The sequence below is a fragment of the Kitasatospora sp. NPDC059795 genome (assembly GCF_042732175.1).
Classification (GTDB): domain Bacteria; phylum Actinomycetota; class Actinomycetes; order Streptomycetales; family Streptomycetaceae; genus Kitasatospora.
Window position 1 is genome coordinate 463430 of record NZ_JBHWID010000005.1, and the last position, 6830, is coordinate 470259.

A 6830-nucleotide genomic window follows, 5' to 3' on the forward strand; every position below is an offset into this window, starting at 1 on the left:
CACACCGGACCCGCCCGCGACCCACGCCGGACCGCCTCGGACTCCATCACCGCGCCCCGCCCCGCGTCAATCGGCACCGCCCCCGAACGATGTACCTTTCAGCCCGCCGCCCGGTTCTCCGCACCTCAAATGGGAGCGCTCCCAAGTCTATTGACACCGCCCGAACGCATCTGGCGTGATGTCCCGCACCCCCAAGGGCCCTGTCGGACGCCCCCGCCCGCGCTCACAGAGGAACGAAACCATGCGACTCCCACGCCGCCTGGCGGCCCCCGCCACCGCGCTGGCCGCCCTGCTCGCACTCACCTTCGCCGCAGCCCCCGCCACCCCCGCCGTCCCTGCCACGTCCACAGCCCCCACGTCCATCGCGTCCGCCGTACCGGGAGCAGCAGCCACGGCCGGTGCCGGTTTCTGGCACACCAGCGGCCGCCAGATCCTGGACGAGGCCGGCACCCCGGTCCGGATCGCCGGCATCAATTGGTTCGGCTTCGAGACCTCCAACTACGTGCCGCACGGTCTGTGGAGCCGCGACTACAAGTCGATGATCGACCAGATGAAGTCGCTGGGCTACAACACCATCCGGCTGCCGTACAGCGACGACATCTTCAAGGGCACCACGCCCACCAGCATCAACACCTCGGGCGGCATGAACGCCGACCTGGTCGGCCTGAACTCGCTCGGCGTGATGGACAAGCTGGTCACCTACGCGGGCACCGTGGGCATGAAGGTGATCCTCGACCGCCACCGCCCGGACTCCGGCGGGCAGTCGGCGCTCTGGTACACCTCCTCGGTGCCGGAGTCGACCTGGCTGGCGAACCTGAAGACGATCGCCGCCCGGTACGCGGGCAACTCGGCGGTGGTCGGCATCGACCTGCACAACGAGCCGCACGACCCGGCCTGTTGGGGCTGCGGCGACCAGTCCACCGACTGGCGGCTGGCGGCGCAGCGCGGCGGCGAGGCGGTGCTGGCGGCCAACTCGAAGCTGCTGATCTTCGTGGAGGGCGTGCAGTCCTTCAACGGCTCCTCGTACTGGTGGGGCGGCAACCTGCAGGGCGCGGGCCAGTACCCGGTCCAACTGAGCGTCGCCAACCGGGTGGTGTACTCGGCGCACGACTACGCGACCAGCGTGGCGCAGCAGCCCTGGTTCACCGACCCGAGCTTCCCGTCGAACATGCCGGGTGTCTGGGACAAGAACTGGGGCTACCTGTTCAACCAGAACATCGCCCCGGTGTGGGTCGGCGAGTTCGGCACCACGCTCCAATCCGCCACCGACCAGACGTGGTTGAAGGCGTTGGTGCAGTATCTGCGGCCGACGGCGACGGCGGGCGCGGACTCCTTCCAGTGGACGTTCTGGTCGTGGAACCCGAACTCGGGTGACACCGGCGGCATCCTGAACGACGACTGGACGACCGTGAACACGGTGAAGGACGGCTACCTGGCGTCGGTCAAGTCCCCCAATTTCTCGGGCGGTTCGGGCGGCGGCGGCACGGGTGACACGCAAGCGCCCACGGTGCCGGTTGGGTTGGCGGTGACGGGGACGACGGCGAGCAGCGTGTCGCTGTCCTGGACGGCGTCGACCGACAACACCGGCGTGACGGGGTACGACGTGTACCGGGGCGGTTCGAAGGTCGCGTCGGTGACCGGAACCTCCTACACCGACAGCGGGTTGAGCGCGGCGACGGCGTACACGTACACGGTCCGGGCGAAGGACGCGGCGGGCAACGTGTCGGCGGCGTCGTCGGCGGTGACGGCGACCACCTCGCCGGGCGGCGGGGGCAGCGCCGGGTGTTCGGCGGCGATCAGCCTGAACGACTGGGGCAGCGGCCTGACCGCGACGGTGACGGTCACCAACACCGGCGCGGCCGCCACCAAGAGCTGGCGGGTGGTCTGGACGTGGCCCACCGGGCTTCAGATCAGCGGGAGTTGGAGCGCCGACGTCACCCGCAGCGGGCAGACGGTGACGGCGAACAGCCAGGCCTACAACGGTGTGCTGGCCCCGGCGGCGTCCACCACGTTCGGCGTTCAGGCGACCCGGACGGACTCCTCGGCGGTGGCCACGGCGACGCCGGTCTGCACCGCGACCTCCTGACCCGATCCCGGTGCGGCACCCGCCCGTTCGCCTGCTCGAAGGCGGACGGGCGGGTGCCGCAGGCGCGTGGGGGCTCAGGCCCGGACGGCCTCCAGGAAGCCGTTGACGACGGTGCCGGTGGCGGGCGGCAGAACCCGGCCGTGGGTGGCGGCGATGTCGTCGAGCGAGGTGAAGCGGGTGGTCCAGCCGTGGGCATCGAGCCAGTCGGCGGTGCCGGGCCCGAGGCCGCCGCGCCACAGCGAGGTCATCTCGGTGAGGCCCTCCTCGACGGGGGTGCGGCTGACGTCGCGTCCCTGTTCGACCAGCAGGCGGCTTCCGGTTGCGGACAACTCTCCGACGGTGGTGAGCAGTTGGGCGGCCTGGTCGGCGTCGAGGTAGACCAGCAGCCCTTCGGCGAGCCAGGCGGTGGGCTGCGTGGGGTCGAAGCCGGCGGCCCGGAGCTGCTCGGGCCAGCGGGGGTCGGTGAGGTCGGCGGGCAGCGCGGTGCGCTCGCACCGCGGCCGGGCGTCCTGGGCGGTGAGGACCTGCTCCTTGAAGGCGAGGACGGGCGGCAGGTCGATCTCGTACAGGCGGGTGCCGTCCGGCCAGGGCAGCCGGTAGGCACGGGTGTCGAGCCCGGCGGCGAGCACCACGACCTGGCGGGCGCCGGCGGCGAGCAGCCCGTCGTCGTAGTGGCGGGTGCGCAGGATGCCGTGCATGAGCAGGCGGCGCGCGAGCGGCCCGAGCACGGTGTCGGCGGGGCGCGGCGGGGCACCGGCGGCGGTGACGAAGGCGAGCGCGTAGGGGTCGGTGAACAGCGGCTCGGGCTGGGCGCTCTCGTAGGCGCGGCCCCGGGCCACGGCGAGGGCGGTGCGGGACACGGGGCTCAGCTGCTCGGCGGCGGCGGAAGCGGAAGCGGAAGCGGCACCGGCAGCCGGCAGTCCCGCAGCGGAAGCGGCACCGGGCAGGCCGGCAGCGGCAGTGGGCAGTCCGGCGGTGGCAGCGGGCAGGCCGGCGCTGACCGGCTCGTGGTTCGTCATGCCGGAAAACTACATCGGCACCGATGCATCTGTGAAGATGTATTCTGCCGCGCATGGACGGCGTACGGCTTCTGCGGCTCGGCAAGCGACTGACCGAGCTCGGCCGGGAGATGGTCACCGATCACGCCTCGGCGACCCTCTCCCCGGGCGAGATCGCGGTGATCTCCGACGTGTACCGGCACCCGAACACCTCGGTGCAGGACATCCGGGTCCGTACCGGCTTCGCCCAGAGCCACGTCTCCACCTCGGTCGCCCGTCTGCGCGAACGCGGCTTGCTGGACGCCGTCCCCGACCCGGCGGACGGCCGCCGCACCCTGCTGAGCGCCTCCGAGCCGGCCCGCCACTACATCCGGGCCCGGGTCGCCCGTCCCGCCGAGCCCGTCATCGCCCGGGCCGTCCCCGATCCGGACCAGGCCCGCCGGGTCGCCGAGCTGCTCGACGAACTGGCCGGCCTGCTGCTCCCGCCGGGCCCGGCGGCGCGGACGGGCGAGCCCGACCGGCTTCGCTGACCATGGACAGGTCGGGAGTCCGCGCAGCCGTGGGCCCGGCCATCCATCGGACCGTCCGATGCAGCAACGGAGGCCGTCAATGATCGAGATCGCCGACATCCGCGAGTGGCGCGGTCACGACGTGGTCGACCAGGACAGCAAGAAGATCGGCGCCCTGGAGAACATCTACGTCGACACCGCCACCGACCTGCCGTCCTTCGCCACCGTCACGGTGGGCATGTTCGGCCGCCAGAAGCGCCTGGTGTTCGTGCCCGTCGCGGACGCCGTGGTCGGGCCCGGCTACGTGCGGGTCCCGTTCGGCCGCGACGACGTGAAGGACGCCCCGTCCATCGACGTGGACGGCGTGCTGGCCGCCGAGCAGGAACCGGAGGTGTTCGCGCACTACAACCTGGACTACGCCACCGGCGCGGGCGGCGAACGGCGGCTCGCCCGCCGCTGAGCCCCGGAACGCCGAAGGCCCCGCACCCTCCGAAGGCCCCGCCGAAAGGCCCGGAGGCGACGCTCAGGCGGCCAGGCCCGGGCCGCCCCGCTCGACGTCCGCCTTGAACGCCGCGAGTTCGTCGATGACGTGCCGATCGGTGAAGCCGAGCCCCTCCACCAGGTGGTCCCACAGCCCGTGCGGCTCGGTGTCCAGCTGCAGCATCACCCGGGTGCTGTCCTCACCGTCGGCCGCCCCGGCACGATGGAAGGTCACCACCCCGGAGTGCCCGGGCCGCTCCTCGCCGCCGCTCCACGCGATCCGGTCCAGCGGCGCCACCTCGACGGCGACGACGCCGCGCTCCGCACCGCCGCGCATGCAGGCAGGCAGCGACGCGCGCTCGGTCCACGCACGGTAGACCGCCTCGATCGGCGCGTCGATCTCCACGGATTCCTCGATCCGGCCCATGGTCTTCCTCCTCACCGGGTGCGGCCGCCCGACTGCGGTCCGCGTCCGCGCTCCGCCTGCCCCGTCGCCCGAAGGTCATGCACAGCACCTCGGAACGCGCGCCGCCGAACCGTGCCCACGAAACCTCCACACGCCTGCCGGGCATGACCCGCGGGCGATCGGGTACCCGGGGACGGACCGGCCGGAGACGAGGAAAGGAAAGGCATGCCTGTGCCCACTGATGAACTTCTCCTGTCCGCACCCGCCGGGGCGACCTCCGAGCCGCTCGGAACGCCCCCGGTCACCGGGTCCGACATCACGGGGAGCCTGCCGGGTTCCGGGTCCGTCGCGAACGCCCTCGCGGACGCCCTCGCGGACCCCGCCCACGCCGCCCCCGCCGACGCCCGCGAGCTGAGCCGCGTCCTGCTGCGCCGCCTGGCGGGCCTGGAGGAGGGCACCCGCGAGTACTCGTACGTCCGCAGCACGCTCGTCGAACTCAACCTGACCCTGGTCAGGTTCGCGATCCGCCGTTTCGGCCGCACCAAGGAGCCGTACGAGGACCTGCTGCAGGTCGGCTCGGTCGGCCTGATCAAGGCCATCGACCGGTTCGACCCGACCCTCGGGGTGGAGTTCACCACGTACGCGGTGCCCACCATCGTCGGCGAGATACGCCGCCACTTCCGCGACACCACCTGGTCCGTGCACGTGCCGCGCCGGCTCCAGGAGCTGCGCCTCGACCTCGCCAAGGCCACGGACGCGCTGGCCCAGACCCTGGACCGCGAGCCGACCGTCGCCGACCTCGCCGAGCACCTGTCGCTGCCCGAGGAGGAGGTGATCGAGGGCCTGGCCGCCGCCAACGCGCACACCGCCGGCTCGCTCGACCTGACCGCCCCGGGCGACGGCGACGGGCAGCAGCCCGCCGACCGCCTCGGCCGGGTGGACGGCGGCTACGGCCTGGTGGAGAACCTGGTCGCGCTGAAGCCGCTGATCGCGGAACTCCCCGAGCGGGAACGGCTGATCCTCTCGATGCGGTTCACCGAGGACCTCACCCAGTCGCAGATCGGCGCCCGCCTCGGCCTGTCCCAGATGCACGTCTCCCGACTGCTGTCGCGCACCCTCGCCAAGCTCCGCACCGGTCTGGCCTCCGACCAGATCTGACGGTTCGTCAACTCGGGGTGCCCGGTGGGCGGATGCCGCCCACCGGGCACCCCCGTCTCGACCGTCGCGCCGCTCGTGCGTATGGTCGAGCCAGACCGGTCGAGGGAACAGGACGAGGATGCCAGCCGAGAACATACCCGTGGCCCCCCTGGCGGTGGAAGTGCGGCACACGCCGTCGAACGCGGCGGTGTGCACGCTGTCGGGCGATCTGGACATCGAGACCCTGGAGCCGGCCCGCGCGACACTGCACCGGCTGCTGGCCCAGCGCCCCCGGACGCTCGTGGTCGATCTCGGCCAGGTCGAATTCTGCGACTCGTCCGGGCTGAACCTGCTGCTGCAGACCAGGATGGCAGCCGCCGACTCCGAACTCCCGTTCCGGCTGGCGGCGCTCTCCGGGACGGTCCGCCACCTGCTCGAACTGACCGGCGCGAAAGCCGTGTTCACCATCCACGACACGGTGGAAGCGGCCCTCGATGCGGACCGGTGAGACCCTCCGTCCGCGTACCGTCCGCCCCGCCGGGCATAATCCCGCCACGGCCGGGAAACCGACCCGTGAGACTGCCGTCAAGACCGAAGGGAACCCGCCCGTGACGCCCAGTCGGGGAACCCTGGACGGCGACCGCCCGGACGCCCGCGCGGTCATGCCCCCCGGCGGCCAGCGCCGCCGACTGCGGCTGGCGGGCGTCGCCCGGCCGGTGGCCCGGGCCCGCGCGTTCACCACCGAGGCGCTCGCCGACTGGTCGTGGTCCACCCCGCCCGACGCCGATCTCGCCGAGGACGTCGTGCTGCTGGTCGCCGAACTCGTGGGCAACGCGATGCTGCACGCCGGCGGCCCGCTCGAACTCGTCCTGGACGCCGCCCCCGCCCGCCTGCGGATCGAGGTCTCCGACACGTCGTCCGTGCTGCCCGCGCTGCGTACCCCGCACCGCCCCGGCCTTCCCGGCGGTCACGGCCTGTACATCGTGCAGCACACCGCCGACCGCTGGGGTGCCGACCTGCACCAGCGGGGCAAGTCCATCTGGGCGGAGATCGACGCCTCCCGGCTGCTCGCACAGCCCCGGCTCCCGTAGCCTCCGCGCCCGCAGCCTCCGTTCGCGCAGCCTCCGTTCCCGCAGCCTCCGCACGGACGACGAACCGGCGCAGCGTCCGAGCGCCGCCCCCCAACCACAACCGGGGGCCCGCCTCCCCGCGCC

Annotated in this window: 8 protein-coding genes; 6 read left to right on the forward strand and 2 right to left on the reverse strand. The window is 72.7% G+C overall.

The genetic code is table 11. The annotated features are described in order from the left end of the window. Positions 1 to 241: 241 nt before the first annotated feature. On the forward strand, positions 242 to 2086 hold the full coding sequence (locus tag ACFV4P_RS14110) for a cellulase family glycosylhydrolase (protein WP_380470737.1): 1845 nt from the start codon (positions 242 to 244) through the stop codon (positions 2084 to 2086). A gap of 74 nt (positions 2087 to 2160) precedes the next feature. Here ACFV4P_RS14110 and ACFV4P_RS14115 read toward each other — a convergent pair whose 3' ends face one another. Next, positions 2161 to 3105 carry an SAM-dependent methyltransferase gene (locus ACFV4P_RS14115; RefSeq protein WP_380470739.1) on the reverse strand — a complete coding sequence of 315 codons (945 nt, stop codon included), beginning with the start codon at positions 3103 to 3105 and terminating at the stop codon, positions 2161 to 2163. A gap of 53 nt (positions 3106 to 3158) precedes the next feature. On the opposite strand from ACFV4P_RS14115, the gene ACFV4P_RS14120 reads away from it, so the two are divergent. Both ACFV4P_RS14120 and ACFV4P_RS14125 read left to right on the forward strand, forming a co-directional pair. Next, positions 3159 to 3614 carry a MarR family winged helix-turn-helix transcriptional regulator gene (locus tag ACFV4P_RS14120; RefSeq protein ID WP_380470741.1) on the forward strand — a complete coding sequence of 152 codons (456 nt, stop codon included), beginning with the start codon at positions 3159 to 3161 and terminating at the stop codon, positions 3612 to 3614. Between the two features lie 79 nt (positions 3615 to 3693). Beyond that, positions 3694 to 4053 carry a PRC-barrel domain-containing protein gene (locus ACFV4P_RS14125; RefSeq protein ID WP_073819011.1) on the forward strand — a complete coding sequence of 120 codons (360 nt, stop codon included), beginning with the start codon at positions 3694 to 3696 and terminating at the stop codon, positions 4051 to 4053. Positions 4054 to 4116: 63 nt separating this feature from the next. Here ACFV4P_RS14125 and ACFV4P_RS14130 read toward each other — a convergent pair whose 3' ends face one another. After that, entirely contained in the window at positions 4117 to 4500 is a 384-nt protein-coding gene (locus tag ACFV4P_RS14130) for a hypothetical protein (protein WP_380470743.1), read from the reverse strand. Positions 4501 to 4704: 204 nt separating this feature from the next. Between ACFV4P_RS14130 and ACFV4P_RS14135 the strand changes: the two genes are divergently transcribed. The 3 genes from ACFV4P_RS14135 to ACFV4P_RS14145 all read left to right on the forward strand — a co-directional run bounded on the left by ACFV4P_RS14135 (position 4705) and on the right by ACFV4P_RS14145 (position 6707). Further along, entirely contained in the window at positions 4705 to 5637 is a 933-nt protein-coding gene (locus ACFV4P_RS14135) for an RNA polymerase sigma factor SigF (protein ID WP_380470745.1), read from the forward strand. Positions 5638 to 5755: 118 nt separating this feature from the next. Beyond that, positions 5756 to 6124 (forward strand): STAS domain-containing protein, encoded by a 369-nt coding sequence (locus ACFV4P_RS14140; protein ID WP_073819006.1) that lies wholly within the window; start codon positions 5756 to 5758, stop codon positions 6122 to 6124. 100 nt (positions 6125 to 6224) lie between these two features. Further along, positions 6225 to 6707: an ATP-binding protein gene (locus ACFV4P_RS14145; protein ID WP_380470747.1), complete on the forward strand. Its 483-nt coding sequence runs from the start codon at positions 6225 to 6227 to the stop codon at positions 6705 to 6707. Positions 6708 to 6830 lie beyond the last annotated feature (123 nt).

Coding starts and splice junctions, on each gene's coding strand:
- ACFV4P_RS14110 (WP_380470737.1), top strand. CDS start 242: ATGCGACTCCCACGCCGCCTGGCGGCCCCCGCCACCGCGCTGGCCGCC.
- ACFV4P_RS14115 (WP_380470739.1), bottom strand. CDS start 3,105: ATGACGAACCACGAGCCGGTCAGCGCCGGCCTGCCCGCTGCCACCGCC.
- ACFV4P_RS14120 (WP_380470741.1), top strand. CDS start 3,159: ATGGACGGCGTACGGCTTCTGCGGCTCGGCAAGCGACTGACCGAGCTC.
- ACFV4P_RS14125 (WP_073819011.1), top strand. CDS start 3,694: ATGATCGAGATCGCCGACATCCGCGAGTGGCGCGGTCACGACGTGGTC.
- ACFV4P_RS14130 (WP_380470743.1), bottom strand. CDS start 4,500: ATGGGCCGGATCGAGGAATCCGTGGAGATCGACGCGCCGATCGAGGCG.
- ACFV4P_RS14135 (WP_380470745.1), top strand. CDS start 4,705: ATGCCTGTGCCCACTGATGAACTTCTCCTGTCCGCACCCGCCGGGGCG.
- ACFV4P_RS14140 (WP_073819006.1), top strand. CDS start 5,756: ATGCCAGCCGAGAACATACCCGTGGCCCCCCTGGCGGTGGAAGTGCGG.